We start from the raw sequence: 15,498 nt of genomic DNA, 5'->3' as shown, positions 1-15,498 counted from the left end.
GTTATTTCTTCTCCATCAGTGCCGTGAAGCGATCAAACAGGTAGGCGATGTCGTGCGGGCCGGGCGAGGCTTCCGGGTGGCCCTGGAAGCAGAAGGCCGGCTTGTCGGTACGGGTCAGGCCCTGCAAGGTGCCGTCGAACAGGCTGACGTGGGTGGCGCGCAGATTGGCCGGCAGGGTTTTCTCGTCCACGGCGAAGCCGTGGTTCTGGCTGGTGATGCTCACGCGGCCGGAATCCAGGTCCTTGACCGGGTGGTTGGCGCCGTGGTGACCGAACTTCATCTTGAAGGTCTTGGCACCGGAAGCCAGGGCCATGATCTGGTGGCCCAGGCAGATGCCGAAAGTCGGGATGCCGGTTTCGATCAGCTCGCGTGCCGCCTGGATCGCGTAGTCGCAGGGCTCCGGATCCCCCGGGCCGTTGGAGAGGAAGATACCGTCCGGCTTGTGCTTGAGCACCTCGGCCGCCGGCGTCTGCGCCGGCACCACGGTGACCTTGCAGCCGCGCTCGGCCAGCATGCGCAGGATGTTCTTCTTGACACCGAAGTCGTAGGCGACAACATGGAATTTCGGCTGACTCTGCGTGCCGTAACCCGAACCCAGTTGCCATTCGGTCTGGGTCCAGTCGTAGGGCTTGCTGACGCTGACCACCTTGGCCAGGTCCAGGCCGGCCATGCTGGGCGCGCCCTTGGCGGCGGTGATGGCTTGGTCGATCAGCGCCTGGCTGACCTGCTGACCGGCAGCCAGCGCGATGATGGCGCCGTTCTGCGCACCCTTGCTGCGCAGGTGGCGGGTCAGCTTGCGGGTGTCGAGGTTGGCGATGGCCACGGTCTTCTCGCGCACCAGGTAAGCCGAGAGCGTCTCGGTACAACGGAAGTTGGACGCCAGCAGGGGCAGGTCCTTGATGATGAGTCCGGCGGCATGGACCTTCTCGGCTTCGATGTCCTCGGGATTGATGCCGTAGTTGCCGATGTGCGGATACGTGAGGGTCACGATCTGCCGGCAGTAGCTCGGATCAGTGAGGATTTCCTGGTAGCCGGTCATGGCGGTGTTGAACACCACCTCGCCGACCGTGGTGCCGGCGGCACCGATGGAATTGCCGAGAAAGACCGTGCCGTCTGCGAGCGCCAGGATGGCGTGAGGGGTGGTTCCCTGGAGAGACAAAAGCACTGGGTACTCCGTTGGTTACGGGCGCGCCCACGCATTTACAGGAACGGGTCCTGGCTGCTGCTTTAAAGAGGGATTGTTCGGCCTGAAATGCGCTGGGGCGGCTGGATTTCTGAACAGTTCAAGATTATAACCGAGAGGACCATCCCTCTCCCTGCCCCTCGCCTGAAGCCACCCAAAAAAGCGGGGTCAGACAGCAGCAGCCACGGCGCTGGTGTGCAGGCAAATGGCCGCGGCGGCGGCGACGTTGAGCGACTCCTCCCCCCCGGGCTGGGCAATGCGCACAAAGAGCGCGGCTCGGGCCATCAACTCGACGCCCACACCCTGCCCTTCGTGCCCCAGCGCCCAGGCACAGGGCCAGGGCAGCGGCTGCCGGTGGATCAGTTCACCCTGGTGCGAACTGGTGACGATGATGGGCAGCGCCAGTGCATCGAGCGCATCGGGGACCACACCTTCGACCAGCCGCAGCCCGAAATGCGCGCCCATGCCGGCGCGCAGCACCTTGGGACTCCAGAGTGCCGCCGTGCCCTTGAGCGCGATCACCTGCTGGAAACCGAAGGCCGCCGCACTGCGCAGGATGGAGCCGACATTGCCGGCGTCCTGCACACGGTCCAGGATGACCGAGGCCAGGCCGGGCTGGACGGTGGCCTCCACCGGCAGGTCGAACACCAGGCCCAGACGCGCCGGCGATTCCAGGCCGCTGATGCCGTCGAACAGCACATCGGGCACCAGCAGGGTCTTGGCCGCACAGCGACCGAACTCGGCCGCAAACAGCGGCCAGGCTGATTCGGCCAACACGGCAATGGCTGGCTGGCGCCCGCGTTGCAGGGCAGCACGGCAGAGATGGTCCCCCTCGACCCAGAAACGTCCGGCCTTGCGATAGGCCGTACTGTCCTGTGCCAGACGACGCAGCTCCTTGAGCAGCGGGTTGTCGCGCGAACTGATGGTGATCGGCTCTTGACTCACCTCAAGACCTCCGTCACCGGCGCAAAAGTCTTGCGGTGCTGCGGACAGGCGCCATGCGCGCGCAAGGCCGCCAGGTGCTCGGCCGTGCCATACCCCTTGTGGGCGGCAAAACCGTATTGCGGAAACTCGCGGTCGTATTCGGCGCACCAGCGGTCGCGGTGCACCTTGGCCAGGATGGAGGCCGCCGAGATCGCCGGCACGGTGGCGTCGCCCTTGACGATGGCCTCGGCCAGCACGTCCAGCACCGGCAGGCGGTTGCCGTCCACCAGCACCTTGGCCGGCTTGAGACGCAGGCCCTCGACAGCGCGGCGCATGGCCAGCAGCGTGGCCTGCAGGATGTTGAGCCGGTCGATCTCCTCCACGCTGGCTTCGGCGATGGAACAGCACAGGGCCTTGGCGCGGATCTCGTCATACAGCCTCTCGCGCCGGGCGGCCGTGAGTTTCTTGGAGTCCGCCAGGCCCTCGATCGGGTGCAGGTCGTCCAGGATGACGGCGGCCGCCACCACGGGGCCGGCCAGCGGGCCGCGGCCGGCCTCGTCTACCCCGGCCACCAGGCCCGGGGTGTCCCACAGCAGCGTGGCCTGCTCAGCCAGCAAGAACTTGCGCGATCGCATCGGCAGCCAATCGGGGGGTGTCACGCAGCAGCTCTGCGTGCAGCGCCGTGAACGTTTTTTCCACGGCCGCCGCGCGGGCCGGTTCGTCGAACCACAGGAGGGTGGCCGCGGCCAGCTGCTCGGGGCTGGCCTCGTGCTGGATAAGCTCGGGCACCACGAAATCGCGGCACAGGATGTTGGGCAGGCCGATCCAGGGCTGCAGGTGCTTGCGCTTCATGAGCTGGTAGCTCAGCCAGTGCATGTTGTAGGCGATCACCATGGGGCGCTTGAACAACGCAGCCTCCAGCGTCGCGGTGCCGCTGGCAATCAAGGTCACGTCGCAGGCCGCCAGCACGGTGTGCGACTGGCCATCGACGATCTGCAATACCCCTGCCATGCCGGCCGCCTGTGCCGCACGCTCGATGGCGGGGCGCAGGACGGGAATGGCCGGCACGACAAAAAGCAGCTCCGGGCGTGCACGCCGCATGGCTTGCGCTGCACGGAAAAAACGTTCGGCGAGGTACTGGACCTCGGACGCCCGGCTGCCTGGCAGGATGGCCACCACAGGCGCATCGCCCGGCAGGCCCAGCGCCGCACGTGCCGCAGCACGGTCGGGTTTCATCGGGATCACATTGGCCAGGGGATGTCCCACATAGGTGGCGGCGATGCCGTGCTGCGCCAGCAGCTCGACCTCGAAGGGGAAGATGCAAAGAACGTGGTCGACACTGCGTTTGATCTTCTCGATGCGCTCGGGCCGCCAGGCCCAGATGGCGGGACAGACGAAGTGCGCGGTCCTGACACCCCCAGCCTTCAGGTCACGCTCCAGGTCGAGGTTGAAGTCCGGTGCGTCGACGCCGATGAACACATCCGGCTTGTCCTGCAGCAGGCGCGTCCTGAGCTGAGCACGTATGCCGACGATCTCACGGTAATGGCGCAGCACCTCGACGTAGCCGCGCACAGCCAGCTTCTCGCTGGGCCACCAGGCTTGAAAACCACGTTTGGCCATCTGCGAGCCACCAATGCCCAGGGTCTGCACCCCGGGCCAGCGGCTCTTCAGGCCATCGAGTAAAAGGCCGGCCAGCAGATCACCGGAGGTTTCCCCGGCAACCATGGCCACGCGGGGAGTGTCCATGATGCGTCAGCGGATGATGCCGCGCTGCGGCGTGGTCTGGGACAGGAAGTCCTGCATCAAGGCCACGTCCGGTGCCGCCTCAGGGTAGCGCTCGGTCAGCGTCGCGATCTGGGCTTGCGACTGCTCCATGGTCAGCCCGTCGCGGTACAGGGCCTTGTGCATGGCCTTGACGGCACTGATGCGTTCGGGCGAAAAACCGCGCCGACGCAGGCCCTCGAAATTCATCGAGCGTGCTTCGGCCGGCTGGCCCTGGCACATGACAAAGGGCGGCAGGTCGCCGAACAGCAGCGAACACATGGCCGTCATGCTGTGCGCACCGATGCGTACGAACTGATGTGATACGGTAAAGCCGCCCAGGATGACCCAGTCGCCCACGACGACATGGCCGGCCAGTTGGGTGTTGTTGGCAAAGGTACAGTGGTTGCCCACCAGGCAGTCGTGCGCGAGATGGGTGTAGGCCATGAGCCAGTTGTCGTTGCCCAGGCGGGTCACACCGCCACCCTGCACGGTACCTATGTGGTAGGTGCTGTATTCGCGGATGGTGTTGCGGTCACCGATGACGAGTTCACAAGGTTCACCCTTGTATTTCTTGTCCTGGTTGTCCGAACCGAGGGAAACAAACTGGAAGATGCGGTTGTCGCGGCCGATGGTCGTATGCCCCTCGACCACGCAATGCGAGGCAATGCGCGTACCGGCGCCGATCTTCACGTTCGGACCGATTACCGTGTACGGCCCCACCGTCACCGTGCTGTCCAACTCGGCCTTCGGATCGACCATGGCCGTCGGGTGGATAAGGCTCACGTCCCCTCCCCGCTCAGGCTATTTTGCGCATGGTGCACATGAGTTCGGCTTCCACCGCCAACTCCTCGCCCACCATGGCCCGGGCCTTGAACTTGAAGATGCCGGCCTTCATGCGATCAAGATCGACTTCCAGGATCAGCTGGTCGCCCGGCTCCACCGGCCGCTTGAAACGCGCGCCGTCGATGCCGGCAAAGTAGTAGACGGTGTTGTCATCGGGCACGCTGTCCAGCGTCTCGAAAGACAGCAGCGCCGCCGCCTGCGCCAGAGCTTCGAGCATCAGTACACCAGGCATCACCGGGCGGTGCGGAAAGTGGCCGTTGAAGAACTGCTCGTTGATGGTGACGTTCTTGAGCGCCTTGATGCGCTTGCCCTTCTCGACTTCCAGCACCCGGTCCACCAGCAGGAAGGGGTAGCGGTGCGGCAGTTTCTTGAGGATCTGGTGGATGTCCATCATCATTTTTTCGTTTCCTTCAGTTCTTTTTCCAGCGCGCGCAGGCGCTCGCGCAGGGTGGAGAGCTGCTTGAGCGTGGCAGCGTTCTTTTCCCAGGACGCATTGTCTTCCAGCGGATAGAAGCCGGTGTAATGACCCGGCTTGTTGAGCGAACGCGTGACCAGCGAGAAGGAGGACACGTTCACCCCGTCGGCGATGCTCAGATGGCCCAGCACGCCGGCGCTGCCGCCGATGGTGCAATTGGCCCCGATGGTGGCACTGCCGGCCACACCGACGCAGCCGGCCATGGCGGTATTGCGTCCCACACGCACGTTGTGGCCGATCTGGATCAGGTTGTCCAGCTTCACGCCGTCCTCGATCACCGTGTCATTCAGCGCGCCGCGGTCGATGCAGGTGTTGGCGCCGATCTCGACGTCGTTGCCGATACGCACGGCGCCGAGTTGTTCGATCTTCTCCCAGCGCTCGCCATCCTTCGCAAAGCCGAAACCGTCGGCCCCGATCACCACACCGGGATGCAGCACGCAGCGCTCACCGATCACGCAATCCTCGCTGACCGTGACACGGGACTTGAGCACGGTGTGCGCCCCGATACGTGCACCGCGTTCGACCACACACAGCGGTCCGATCAGGGCGGAGGGATCGACCTGGGCCCCGGGATCGACCACGGCGCTCGGATGGATACGCGGCCCGGCCGGACGCTGGCGCGCACGCTGCCAGAGCTGGGTCACGTGGGCGAAATAAAGGTAGGGATTGTCGGCGACGATGCAGGCACCGCGTGCACGTGCTTCGTCCCGCATGGCCGGCGCAACGATGACGCAACCGGCTTTCGAAGCGGCCAGCTGCTGGCGGTATTTGGGGTTGCTGAGAAAACTCAGGGCCTGGGGTCCGGCCGCTTCCAGCGGGGCCAAAGCCTGGATGTCGAGTTCGGGATTGCCGAACAACTCACCCCCGAGCTGCTCAACGATGGTGCCTAGACGCAAGACCACATGCACTCTGCCCGCAAAGCAGCCTTACTTGACCACCGTGGCATTCAGGGCCTTGATCACCTTGTCGGTGATGTCGTGCCGCGGATTGACGTAGACCGCTTCCTGCAGGATCAGGTCGTACTTCTCGGCATCGGCCACCTGCTTGACCACGCGGTTGGCGCGCTCGAAGACCTGCTGCAACTCCTCGTTGCGGCGGGCATTCAGGTCTTCCTGGAATTCGCGGCGCTTGCGCTGGAAATCGCGGTCCAGCTCGACCAGCTGTTTCTGGCGCGACACACGCTGGCTTTCCGACAGCGTAGGCGCCTCGCGCTCCAGCTGTTCGGCCGAACTCTTGATGCTGGCACCCTGTGCCTGGAGGTCTTTTTCGCGCTTGGCAAACTCCTGCTCCAGCTTGGCCTGCGCATTCTTGGCGGGCACCGCCTCCTTGATGATGCGGTCCAGGCTGACGAAGCCAAGCCGGAATTCCTGGGCCAGCGCCGGTACAGCCAGCAGACTCAGGCCCAGCAACAGAGTGGCAGGACGTATGAAGTACTTCATCAGAATGTGGTCCCAATCTGGAATTGCAGAAACTGGATTCTATCGCCATCGAATTTGCGCAGGGGCCGCGCAACGGCCAGTCGCAAGGGGCCCATGGGAGACACCCAGCTCAGACCGATACCGCCCCCCACCCGGAAATCGGACGGGTCGATCGATTCGTCCGCACCGTAGACATTGCCGGTATCGATAAAAGTGTACAAGCGCAGGGTACGGTCATTGCCGGCCCCCGGGAAAGGTGCCTGCAGCTCGAAGTTGAAATTGATCTTCTTCGGACCACCGTAGGACAGGTTCGTGGTCGCGTCACGCGGACCCAGGCTGCCGGCTTCGAAACCGCGCACCGACCCCAGGCCGCCGCCATAGAAATTCTTGAAGAGCGGATAAGGCCGCCCACCGATGGCCTTGCCCAGTCCCAGGTCGGTGTTGAAGGCAAAGGTGTACTGCTTGGTCAGCGGAACATAGTGCTGGTACTGGTAGGTCGCGCGGAGATAACGCACCTCGCCTGCCGTGCTCCATTCGGCAGAGGCGCGCTGCAGGGTACCGCTGGTCGGCACCAGCGCACTGTCACGGCCGTCACGCCCCCAGCCCAGTGTCAGCGGAAAGGCCGTGCTGGAATAGCCGAACTGATCGGCATAGGTCTGGTAGGCCACCGGCAGATAGGTCCCGGGCACGATGGTCGTGCGCTCGATCCCGCCGCCGAGATAGATGGTATCCCGTTCGGTCAGGGGGATGCCGAAGCGCAGACTGGCCCCCAAGGTCTCCAGCGCATAACTCGCAGTTTCCACGTAGGGGCGAGACGTCCGCTGGTAGAGATCGATGGTGCGCGACACGCCATCCTGCGTGAAATAGGGGTCGGTCGTGTTGAGCAGGATGAGGCGATTGACATCGCTGGTATTGACCTGGAAACCCAGCGAGTTGCCGCTTCCGAAAGCGTTCTGCTGGCTGACGCCGAACTGCAGGCCAAGCCCCTCGCTGCTGGAGAAACCGGCGCCCAGGGTCACACTGCCCGTCGGCCTTTCGGTGACCTTCAGGGTCAGGTCGACCTGGTCCGGGATGCCTGGCACCTCGCTGGTCTCCACCGCCACCTCACTGAAATAACCCAGCCGGTCGACCCGGCTGCGCGACAACTGGATCTTGTCGCTGTCGTACCAGGCCGACTCGTACTGGCGAAATTCGCGACGGATCACCTCGTCGCGCGTGCGGCTGTTGCCGGTCACGTTGATGCGCCGCACATAGGCACGCCGCGAGGGCTCGGCCCGCAGTTCGAGGGCCACCCGGTTGGTGCTGCGGTCGATGTCGGGCACCGACTGCACGCGGGCAAACGCATACCCAAAACGGCCGAAATGTTCGGTGAAGGCCTTGACGGTCTCGGCCACCCGGTCGGCGTTGTAGGCCTCGCCCGGCTGGATCGAGACCAGGGCCTTGAACTCGTCCTCGCGGCCGAGGTAATTACCCGCCAGACGCACGCCCGCCACCACGAAGCGCTCGCCCTCGATGACATTGAGGGTGATGGACATGTCCTGCTTGTTGGGAGCGATCGCCACCTGCGTCGACTCCACCTGGAACTCCAGATAACCGCGTGTCAGGTAATAGGAGCGCAAGGTCTCGATGTCGGCATTGAGCTTGGCACGCGAATAGCGGTTGGACTTGGTATACCAGCTCATCCAGTTGCCGGTGTCCAGATCGAAGAGGTTGCGCAGGGTGGATTCGGAAAATGCCTTGTTGCCGACAATGCGGATCTCGCTGATCGTGGCCGGCTCGCCCTCGCTGACGGTGAAGGCCAGGTTCACGCGGTTGCGCTCTACCGGCGTCACCGTCGTCACCACCTCGGCCGCATAAAGGCTCTTGTTGATGTACTGACGCTTGAGCTCCTGCTCGGCGCGGTCCAGCAGGGCCTTGTCGAAAGGCCGCCCTTCGGCCAGGCCGATGCCCCTCAGCGCCTTGGCCAGAACATCCTTGTCGAACTCGCGGGTCCCGATGAACTCGACGCCCGCCACGCTGGGACGCTCTTCGACCACCACCACCAGCACATCACCATTGATTTCCAGGCGCACGTCGGTGAACAGGCCCAGCGCGAACAAGGACCGGATCGAGGCCGTGCCCTTCTCGTCGTTGTAGGTGTCTCCCACGCGCAGCGGCATGGAGGCGAAGATGGTGCCGGGTTCGATGCGTTGCAGCCCCTCGACCTGGATGTCACGGATCTTGAAAGGTTCGGCGGCCCAGGCGGCATGCACGACCAGCAGCAAGGCGGCCAGCAGGGAGGCGGCACGCAGGCCATATCGTTTGAATTGCATCGATCAACTTGAAATTTGGCTGGGGCACACTTGCAAGGTCAGGTGGTCAGCCCAGGAGACGGCTCAGGTCATTGAACAGCGCGATGGACATCATGAGCGCCAGCACGGCCACGCCGGCACGCTGCAGGCGCTCCAGCCAAGCTTCCGACACGGGCCTGCCTGTGACGCCTTCCCAAAGATAATACATCAGGTGTCCGCCATCGAGTACGGGCAGCGGCAGCAGGTTGAGCACCCCCAGGCTGACGCTGATCAAGGCCAGGAAGACCAGGTACTGCGTCAGGCCCAGGCTGGCGGAGCGGCCGGCATAGTCGGCAATGGTCAGCGGACCGCTGAGGTTCTTCAGCGAAGCTTCGCCGATGACCATGCGCCCCAGGGTGCGCAGCGTCAGCACCGAGACCTCCCAGGTCCGCACCAGCCCTTGCCACAGGCCCTCCACCGGGCCATAGTGCACCGTCACCATCTCTGGTGCCGCCCCGACGTAGGCGCCGATGCGGCCGATCACCGCCTCCCCCTGCTGCACCGCTTCGGGCCTGACGGTGAGCGTCAGCTGCTCGCCCGCACGCTCGATACGCCAGTTCTTGCTGAGCGGCTGGCCCTCACGCACCGAGGCCCGGATCGCCTCGCGCAGCTGGCGCGCATCCACCAGGGTCTGCCCTTCGATGCTGAGCACCCGGTCACCGGCGCGCAGGCCCGAACGCTCGGCAGCGCTGCCGGGCGAGATGTCACCGATCAGCGGCAGGCTCATGGGCGTCACGATGCCGATGCGTTCGAACAGTTGGGCGTCGGCGTCACGCGCCTCCATGCCCGCCAGCGGCAGCACGACTTCGCTGGCGGCATGACCCGGACGGCCCACCAGCGCCAGCCGTACATCGTGCCCCTCCAGGGCGCCACGCGTGAGCAGCCAGCGCACATCCTCGTAGGAAGCCACCGGCTGCAGTTCACTGCCCGCGAAACCCGCACGCTCGACACGCTCGCCCCCGACCAGCCCGGCGCCCTCGGCCACCGAACCGGCGACCGGACGGCCCAGCACGGGGCTGGCCAGTTGCACACCACTCCAGTTCACGACGGCATACAGCAAGACGGCCAGCAGCAGATTGGCCAGCGGGCCGGCCGCAACGATCAGGGCGCGCGAGCGCAGCGGCTGGGTATTGAAGGCCAGGTGCCGCTCCTTCGGATCCACGGGTGCTTCGCGTTCGTCCAGCATGCGGACATAACCGCCCAGCGGGAAAGCCCCCAGCACGAACTCGGTCGCCGAGCCCCTGGGCTGCCAGCGCAGCAGGGTGTGGCCAAAACCGACCGAGAAGCGCAGCACCTTGACGCCACAGGCCACGGCCATGCGGTAGTGCCCGTATTCATGGATGGCGATCAGCAGCCCCAGGGCCACGATGAAAGCGACAACGGTCAGCATGTCTGTCCTTCGGGGTTCAGGCCGCCAGCCCACGCAGGCACTGCGTCGCCGCCGCGCGCGACTGCGCGTCCAGCGCCAGCAGGTCGTCCAGCGAACCGGGGGCTGCCGGCACAACGGCTTGCAGCGTTCCCAGGTTGACCGCATGGATCTGGTCGAAGCGGATGCGTCGCTCCAGGAAGGCCGCCACCGCCACTTCGTTGGCGGCATTGAGCACCGCCGTGGTGCCCGCCGGGCCGCGCAAGGCATCCCAGGCCAGGCCGATGCCAGGGAAACGCTGTGCGTGTCCGGGAGCGTCCATGGGCTCGAAGGTCATGGCCGCCAGCTTGTGGAAATCCAGTGCGGCAGCGCCCGAAGCCATGCGCTCGGGCCAGGACAGACCGTAGGCGATCGGCACGCGCATGTCCGGCGTGCCCAGTTGCGCCACCACCGAGTGGTCGCTGTACTGCACCATGGAATGGATCACGCTCTGCGGGTGGATCACCACCTCCAGCTGCTCGGGCGGCAGGCCAAACAGGTAACGCGCCTCGATCACCTCCAGCGCCTTGTTCATCATGGTGGCCGAGTCGACCGAGATCTTGCGCCCCATCACCCAGTTCGGGTGGGCGCAGGCCTGCTCGGGTGTGACTTCGCGCAGGGTCAACGGATCACGCGTACGGAAGGGCCCACCCGAGGCGGTCAGGATGATCTTGTGCACGCGCTGCGACCAGGTGAGCGGGTCTTCGGGCAAGGACTGGAAGATCGCCGAATGCTCGCTGTCGATCGGCAGCAGCGTGGCGCCGCCAGTTCGCACCGCCTGCATGAAGAACTCGCCGCCCACTACCAGGGCTTCCTTGTTGGCCAGCAGCAGTCGCTTGCCGGCGCGCGCCGCCGCCAGGCAGGGCGCCAGGCCGGCGGCGCCGACGATGGCGGCCATCACGGCGTCGACCTCCTCGTGCGCCGCGATGTCGGCCAGCGCCTGCGGACCGCCGAGTACCTGGGTGCGCGAACCGGCCGACTTCAGGCGCTCGGCCAGCTGGGTGGCGTGGACCGGGCTGGCCAGAACAGCGTAGCGCGGGGTGAACTGCAGGCATTGCTGCAACAGCAGGTCCACCTGGGTAGCCGCGGTCAGGGCAAATACTTCGAAACGCTGCGGATGGCGCGCCAACACGTCCAGCGTGCTCGTGCCGATGGAGCCGGTGGCGCCGAGAATGGCAACGCGCTGTTTCAGTTTCATCAACGCAGCACGGAATGGAACATCATGGCCAGGGGCAGCGTGGGCAGCAGGGCATCCACGCGATCGAGCACGCCGCCATGGCCGGGCAGCAGGCGGCTGCTGTCCTTGGCGCCAGCGCTGCGCTTGACCAGCGACTCGACCAGATCGCCGACCACGCTCATGGCCGCCAGGAACAGCACGGCCAGCAGCAGCAGGACCCAGCCGCCCTGCGACTGCAGATGACCATACAGGCTGGGCGGCGGCAGCACGCCGGCACGCTCCAGCGCCAGCCAGACCAGCGCCAGCAGCAGCACACCCAGCATGCCGCCCCAGACCCCTTCCCAGCTCTTGCCGGGACTGATGGCGGGCGCCAGCCTGACCGCGCTGAACCGCCCGCCCCAGGCCTTGCCGGCAAAATAGGCAGCGACATCCGCCATCCAGACCAGCAGCAGGATGGACAACAGGAAGGTGATGCCAACCTCACGCGCCTGCACCACGGCCAGCCAGGCCAGCCACAGGGCGAGCCAGCCCCCGCCCAGACGCAGCAGGCGAGGCAGCTGGCCCCAGCGGCCCACGCCCGTCTTGATCAGGGCGGCCCCGACGAGCACCCAGGCGCCGCCGGCCGTGATCCACAGCAGCGGCTGACGGCTGGCCAGCAAGCCCAGGTCCCAGGCCATGACACAGGCCACCAGGCAGGCAAAAGCGCCGATCCAGGCGCCGTAGAGGCTCAGGCCATTGAGCCGCGCCCACTCCCAGGCCGCGGCGGCGATCAGCACCAGCGTGACCAGGCGCCAGTAGAGCGTGTCGGAATGAAACAGCGCCGGCAGCAGGATCAGCAGCAGGACAATGGCGGTGATGATGCGCTGCTTGAGCATGGTGATTCCTCAGGCCAGCTTGCGCTCGTCGGCTGCTGGCAGCAGTTGCTCGGAAGTCTGGCCGTAGCGGCGTTCGCGCCGGTTGAATTCGGCGATGGCACGGTCGAGTTCGGCTTCGTCGAAGTCGGGCCAGAGCTTGTCGCTGAAAAAGAGTTCGGCATAAGCTGCCTGCCAGAGCAGGAAGTTGCTCAGACGCAATTCGCCGCCAGTGCGGATGATGAGGTCCGGGTCGGGGACATGGGACATGGCCATGGCCTGGTGCAAGGCCAGTTCTGTGATGGGCTGACCCTGTGCCGCCAGCCGGGCAGCCGCCTGGGCAATGTCCCAGCGGCCGCCATAGTTGAAGCAGACATTCAGCACAAGCCGGCTGTTCGATGCCGTCGCCTGCTCGGCCTGGTCCAGGCCGGCCCGGACATTGTCTGACAGGCCGGCGCGCTCACCGACAAAATGCAGGCGCACACCATCCTTGAGCAGTTGCGGGACTTCCTTGGCCAGGGCCGTGGCCAACAGCTCCATCAGCCCTGAAACCTCGTCGGCCGGGCGGTTCCAGTTCTCGGAAGAGAAGGCAAAGACGGTCAGCACAGGCACACCACGGTCCAGACAGGCCCGGATGCAACGGCGCAGACTCTCCATGCCCTGGCGGTGGCCCGCCAGGCGCGGCAGGAAGCGTTTGGTGGCCCAGCGGCCATTGCCATCCATGACGATGGCGATGTGTTGCGGCAAGCCGCCAGGCGCAGTCATTGTTGCGGTCACGATGGCGGTTTATACCGCCATCACTTCCTGTTCCTTACCGGCGACGAGCTGGTCGATCGTGGCGACGTGCTTGTCGGTCAGTTTCTGGATGTCGGCTTCGGAACGTTTCTGGTCGTCCTCGGACGCGGTCTTGTCCTTGACCAGCTTCTTGACGGCCTCGTTGGCGTCGCGACGCAGGTTGCGCACGGCGATCTTGGCGTTCTCGCCCTCGGTGCGCACCAGCTTGGTCATCTCCTTGCGGCGCTCCTCGCTCATGGGCGGCATGGGCACACGGATCAGGTCACCCATGGAGGCCGGATTCAGGCCCAGGTCGCTCTCGCGGATGGCTTTCTCGATCTTGGCGCCCATGCCCTTTTCCCAGGGCTGCACGCTGATCGTGCGGGCGTCGAGCAGGTTCACGTTGGCGACCTGGCTCAGCGGCACCGTGGAGCCGTAGTACTCGACCTGCACGGAATCGAGCAGCGACGGATTCGCGCGGCCGGTACGGATCTTGGACAGGTGGTTCTTCAGGGCCTCGATGGACTGGTCCATCTTGGTTTCCATGGTTTTCTTGATGTCTGCAATCGTCATGCTTTGCTCCTCTGCGGCATCAGCGGCTGCGCTCAGGCGTAGACCAGCGTGCCCTCGTCCTCACCCATCACGACGCGCTTGAGCGCGCCATGCTTGAAAATGGAAAACACCTTGATCGGCAGCTTCTGGTCACGGCACAGCGCAAAGGCCGTGGCGTCCATGATGCCGAGATTCTTGGCGATCGCTTCGTCGAAGGATAGCTTGCTGTAGCGGGTGGCGCTCTTGTCCTTGTTCGGGTCGGCGCTGTAGACGCCGTCCACCTTGGTGGCCTTGAGCACCATCTCGGCCCCGATCTCGGCCCCGCGCAGCGCGGCCGCGGTATCGGTGGTGAAGAAGGGGTTGCCCGTGCCGGCCGCGAAGACCACGACCTTGCCCTCTTCGAGGTACTGCAGGGCCTTGGGACGCACATAGGGCTCGACCACCTGCTCGATGGCAATCGCCGACATCACGCGGGCGGTGAGGCCGGCCTTGTTCATGGTGTCAGCCAGGGCCAGCGCGTTCATCACGGTGGCCAGCATCCCCATGTAATCGGCGGTGGCCCGGTCCATGCCGACCGAACCGCCGGCCACGCCGCGAAAGATGTTGCCGCCGCCGATGACGACAGCGACTTCCACCCCCAGGCGCGTGATCTCGGCCACCTCCTGCACCATGCGCTGGATGGTCGCATGGTTGATGCCGAAAGCATCGTCGCCCATCAGGGCCTCCCCGGACAGCTTAAGCAGAATACGCTTGTAGGCTGGCTTGGGGTCGGACATGAAGGGCTCCTTGCAGATGATGGTGATACGCGATCCGGACAGACGGAATTTACAGGATTTCGCCTGGCCGAACCGTCGCTCGGCCAGTGGACTGTCAGCCCGCCTGCTTGGCAGCGGCCACCTGGGCAGCCACTTCGGCGGCGAAGTCGTCGACCTTCTTCTCGATGCCCTCGCCCACCACGTACAGGGTGAAACCCTTTACGCTGGTGCCGGCGGCCTTGAGCATCTGCTCGACGGTCTGCTTGTCGTTCTTCACGAAGGGCTGGTTGAACAGCGAGACTTCCTTCAGGAACTTCTGCACACCGCCCTCGATGCGCTTGGCCACGATGTCGGCGGGCTGCACGGGCTTGCCAGCCGCCTCAGCGGTCTTGCGATCCTCTTCGGCCTTGCCGGCGGCCACGGCACGCTCTTTCTCGATCAGTTCGGCCGGCACATCGGCGCTGGTCAGCGCGACCGGCTTCATGGCGGCCACGTGCATGGCCACGTCCTTGGCGGCGGTCTCGTCACCGTCGAACTCGACCACCACGCCGATGCGCGTACCGTGCAGGTAGGCGGCCAGCTTGGCGCCCGAGGAGAAGTGCTTGAAGCGACGGAAGCTCATGTTCTCGCCGATCTTGCCGATCAGGCCCTTGCGCACGTCTTCCAGGGTGGGGCCGAAGCCGTCCTGGCTGTAGGGCAGCGCGCCCAGGGCGGCCACGTCGGCCGGATTGTGCTTGGCGATCAGATCGGCAGCCGCCTTGGCCAGGGCCAGGAAGCTGTCGTTCTTGGTCACGAAGTCGGTCTCGCAGTTCACTTCGATCAGGGCGCCGGTGCTGCCGCTGATGGAGCTGGCCACCACGCCTTCGGCGGTCACGCGCGAAGCGGCCTTGCCGGCCTTGGTACCCAGCTTCACACGCAGCAACTCTTCGGCCTTGGCCATGTCGCCATCGGCTTCGGTCAGCGCCTTCTTGCATTCCATCATCGGGGCGTCGGTCTTGCCGCGCAGTTCGGCGACCATGCTTGCGGTAATTGCAGCCATTTTCTTAC

At 65.3% G+C, this 15,498-nt stretch carries 16 protein-coding genes; all 16 read right to left on the bottom strand.

The window, feature by feature from the left end; all coding sequences use genetic code 11:
• Position 1: 1 nt before the first annotated feature.
• Positions 2–1,165, bottom strand: a complete 1,164-nt coding sequence (carA, locus tag HTY51_RS05785; RefSeq protein WP_174251839.1) for a glutamine-hydrolyzing carbamoyl-phosphate synthase small subunit — start codon at positions 1,163–1,165, stop codon at positions 2–4.
• 186 nt (positions 1,166–1,351) lie between these two features.
• The gene (locus HTY51_RS05780; RefSeq protein ID WP_174251838.1) at positions 1,352–2,128 is read right to left on the bottom strand and encodes an RNA methyltransferase; all 777 of its coding nucleotides are present in this window, start codon (positions 2,126–2,128) and stop codon (positions 1,352–1,354) included.
• A complete protein-coding gene (gene rnhB, locus HTY51_RS05775; RefSeq protein WP_174254186.1) occupies positions 2,125–2,742 on the bottom strand; it encodes a ribonuclease HII in 618 nt (205 codons plus the stop codon). The genes HTY51_RS05780 and rnhB overlap by 4 nt, the downstream gene beginning before the upstream one ends.
• The gene (gene lpxB / locus HTY51_RS05770) at positions 2,714–3,853 is read right to left on the bottom strand and encodes a lipid-A-disaccharide synthase (protein ID WP_254607000.1); all 1,140 of its coding nucleotides are present in this window, start codon (positions 3,851–3,853) and stop codon (positions 2,714–2,716) included. Before lpxB ends, rnhB begins: the two co-directional genes overlap by 29 nt.
• Positions 3,854–3,859: 6 nt before the next feature.
• Positions 3,860–4,654: an acyl-ACP--UDP-N-acetylglucosamine O-acyltransferase gene (gene lpxA / locus HTY51_RS05765; protein ID WP_174251837.1), complete on the bottom strand. Its 795-nt coding sequence runs from the start codon at positions 4,652–4,654 to the stop codon at positions 3,860–3,862.
• Positions 4,655–4,667: 13 nt separating this feature from the next.
• Positions 4,668–5,108 (bottom strand): 3-hydroxyacyl-ACP dehydratase FabZ, encoded by a 441-nt coding sequence (gene fabZ, locus HTY51_RS05760; RefSeq protein WP_174254185.1) that lies wholly within the window; start codon positions 5,106–5,108, stop codon positions 4,668–4,670.
• Positions 5,108–6,091, bottom strand: a complete 984-nt coding sequence (lpxD, locus tag HTY51_RS05755; RefSeq protein WP_174251836.1) for a UDP-3-O-(3-hydroxymyristoyl)glucosamine N-acyltransferase — start codon at positions 6,089–6,091, stop codon at positions 5,108–5,110. The genes fabZ and lpxD overlap by 1 nt, the downstream gene beginning before the upstream one ends.
• Positions 6,092–6,115: 24 nt before the next feature.
• Positions 6,116–6,628 carry an OmpH family outer membrane protein gene (locus tag HTY51_RS05750; protein ID WP_174251835.1) on the bottom strand — a complete coding sequence of 171 codons (513 nt, stop codon included), beginning with the start codon at positions 6,626–6,628 and terminating at the stop codon, positions 6,116–6,118.
• Positions 6,628–8,919 (bottom strand): outer membrane protein assembly factor BamA, encoded by a 2,292-nt coding sequence (gene bamA, locus HTY51_RS05745; RefSeq protein WP_174251834.1) that lies wholly within the window; start codon positions 8,917–8,919, stop codon positions 6,628–6,630. Before bamA ends, HTY51_RS05750 begins: the two co-directional genes overlap by 1 nt.
• Before the next feature lie 46 nt (positions 8,920–8,965).
• Entirely contained in the window at positions 8,966–10,327 is a 1,362-nt protein-coding gene (gene rseP / locus HTY51_RS05740; protein ID WP_174251833.1) for an RIP metalloprotease RseP, read from the bottom strand.
• A 16-nt stretch (positions 10,328–10,343) separates the two neighbouring features.
• Positions 10,344–11,540, bottom strand: coding sequence for a 1-deoxy-D-xylulose-5-phosphate reductoisomerase (gene ispC, locus HTY51_RS05735; protein ID WP_174251832.1), 1,197 nt, complete (start codon positions 11,538–11,540; stop codon positions 10,344–10,346).
• On the bottom strand, positions 11,540–12,394 hold the full coding sequence (locus HTY51_RS05730) for a phosphatidate cytidylyltransferase (RefSeq protein ID WP_174251831.1): 855 nt from the start codon (positions 12,392–12,394) through the stop codon (positions 11,540–11,542). Before HTY51_RS05730 ends, ispC begins: the two co-directional genes overlap by 1 nt.
• A gap of 9 nt (positions 12,395–12,403) precedes the next feature.
• Complete coding sequence (uppS, locus tag HTY51_RS05725) at positions 12,404–13,135, bottom strand: polyprenyl diphosphate synthase (RefSeq protein WP_174254184.1); 732 nt, start codon at positions 13,133–13,135, stop codon at positions 12,404–12,406.
• Positions 13,136–13,156: 21 nt separating this feature from the next.
• Positions 13,157–13,717: a ribosome recycling factor gene (gene frr / locus HTY51_RS05720; protein WP_174251830.1), complete on the bottom strand. Its 561-nt coding sequence runs from the start codon at positions 13,715–13,717 to the stop codon at positions 13,157–13,159.
• Positions 13,718–13,749: 32 nt separating this feature from the next.
• Positions 13,750–14,472, bottom strand: a complete 723-nt coding sequence (pyrH, locus tag HTY51_RS05715; RefSeq protein ID WP_174251829.1) for a UMP kinase — start codon at positions 14,470–14,472, stop codon at positions 13,750–13,752.
• Positions 14,473–14,566: 94 nt separating this feature from the next.
• Positions 14,567–15,490 (bottom strand): translation elongation factor Ts, encoded by a 924-nt coding sequence (gene tsf / locus HTY51_RS05710; protein ID WP_174251828.1) that lies wholly within the window; start codon positions 15,488–15,490, stop codon positions 14,567–14,569.
• Positions 15,491–15,498 lie beyond the last annotated feature (8 nt).

Origin of the sequence: Rhodoferax sp. BAB1 (genome assembly GCF_013334205.1) — a bacterium.
GTDB lineage: Bacteria > Pseudomonadota > Gammaproteobacteria > Burkholderiales > Burkholderiaceae_C > Hylemonella.
This window is presented reverse-complemented; position numbering and strand designations above follow the sequence as displayed.

What these genes read in the sequence shown, in the direction of transcription:
- rnhB (WP_174254186.1), bottom strand. Translation starts at nt 2,742, where the DNA reads ATGCGATCGCGCAAGTTCTTGCTGGCTGAGCAGGCCACGCTGCTGTGG.
- lpxB (WP_254607000.1), bottom strand. Translation starts at nt 3,853, where the DNA reads ATGGACACTCCCCGCGTGGCCATGGTTGCCGGGGAAACCTCCGGTGAT.
- fabZ (WP_174254185.1), bottom strand. Translation starts at nt 5,108, where the DNA reads ATGATGGACATCCACCAGATCCTCAAGAAACTGCCGCACCGCTACCCC.
- HTY51_RS05750 (WP_174251835.1), bottom strand. Translation starts at nt 6,628, where the DNA reads ATGAAGTACTTCATACGTCCTGCCACTCTGTTGCTGGGCCTGAGTCTG.
- bamA (WP_174251834.1), bottom strand. Translation starts at nt 8,919, where the DNA reads ATGCAATTCAAACGATATGGCCTGCGTGCCGCCTCCCTGCTGGCCGCC.
- rseP (WP_174251833.1), bottom strand. Translation starts at nt 10,327, where the DNA reads ATGCTGACCGTTGTCGCTTTCATCGTGGCCCTGGGGCTGCTGATCGCC.
- ispC (WP_174251832.1), bottom strand. Translation starts at nt 11,540, where the DNA reads ATGAAACTGAAACAGCGCGTTGCCATTCTCGGCGCCACCGGCTCCATC.
- HTY51_RS05730 (WP_174251831.1), bottom strand. Translation starts at nt 12,394, where the DNA reads ATGCTCAAGCAGCGCATCATCACCGCCATTGTCCTGCTGCTGATCCTG.
- uppS (WP_174254184.1), bottom strand. Translation starts at nt 13,135, where the DNA reads ATGACTGCGCCTGGCGGCTTGCCGCAACACATCGCCATCGTCATGGAT.
- frr (WP_174251830.1), bottom strand. Translation starts at nt 13,717, where the DNA reads ATGACGATTGCAGACATCAAGAAAACCATGGAAACCAAGATGGACCAG.
- pyrH (WP_174251829.1), bottom strand. Translation starts at nt 14,472, where the DNA reads ATGTCCGACCCCAAGCCAGCCTACAAGCGTATTCTGCTTAAGCTGTCC.
- tsf (WP_174251828.1), bottom strand. Translation starts at nt 15,490, where the DNA reads ATGGCTGCAATTACCGCAAGCATGGTCGCCGAACTGCGCGGCAAGACC.